Annotated in this window: 1 protein-coding gene; it reads left to right on the forward strand. The window is 57.2% G+C overall.

The window, feature by feature from the left end:
* A partial coding sequence (locus J5224_RS30510; protein ID WP_264628783.1) for a GH32 C-terminal domain-containing protein occupies window positions 1-916 on the forward strand: 916 nt, incomplete at its 5' end.
* Window positions 917-930: the final 14 nt, after the last annotated feature.

Genomic DNA, 930 nt, shown 5'->3' on the forward strand with positions numbered 1-930 from the left:
CCACCAGCAGCATTGGTACATGGTGCTGGGGGCACAAGACCAGCAAAAACAGGGAAAAGTGTTGCTCCTGCGCTCTGACGATCTTATGCAGTGGCAACCGTTGGGCGAGATCGCCGGCAGCGGCATCGGCGGGCTTGGCGATGCCGGATTCATGTGGGAATGCCCGGACTTATTCACCCTGGATGATAACGATTTTCTGATTGTCTGCCCGCAGGGTGTGGCGCGGGAAGAAACGCGTTTTCTCAACAGTTACCCGAGCGCCTATGTCTCTGGTGAGCTCGATTACCATCGGGCCCGTTATCGCCACGGCCCTTTGGTGGAAATGGATGCCGGATTCGAGTTTTATGCCCCGCAAACGACGCTGAGCGCGGACGGGCGACGCTTGCTGGTGGGATGGATGGGCGTACCGGATGGCGAGGAGATGTCTCAACCCACCACCGCGCAGGGTTGGATCCACCAGATGACCTGCGTGCGTGAGCTGTCGCAACACAATGGCAAGCTTTACCAACGTCCGATACGTGAATTGCAAGGATTACGTGAGGATGAGCAACACTGGCAGGGCCTGGCGGATGACGCCCCAGTGCTGGAAGCGCAGAGCCTGGAACTGGAACTTGCCAGCCAAGGGCCGATAATGCTCAATTTTGCCGATACGCTGATACTCACCTGGCAATCCGATGGCCTGCGTCTGGCAAGGCTTAGCCGGATAACCGGTGAGTGGCAATACCGCTATTGGCCGGGAGATGTGCGCGAACTGCACATCTTGTGCGATCGTTCCAGCGTAGAAATCTTCATTAACGGCGGCGAAGGGGTGATGAGCAGCCGCTATTTCCCCGTGCATCCCGCCACGTTGGCATTGAGCGGTGGTACGAATCTGCGAGCGCGCTACTGGTCGTTGCGATCATGCATGGTAGAATAAGGGATTATTTTACT

The organism is Candidatus Symbiopectobacterium sp. NZEC135 (genome assembly GCF_025962695.1).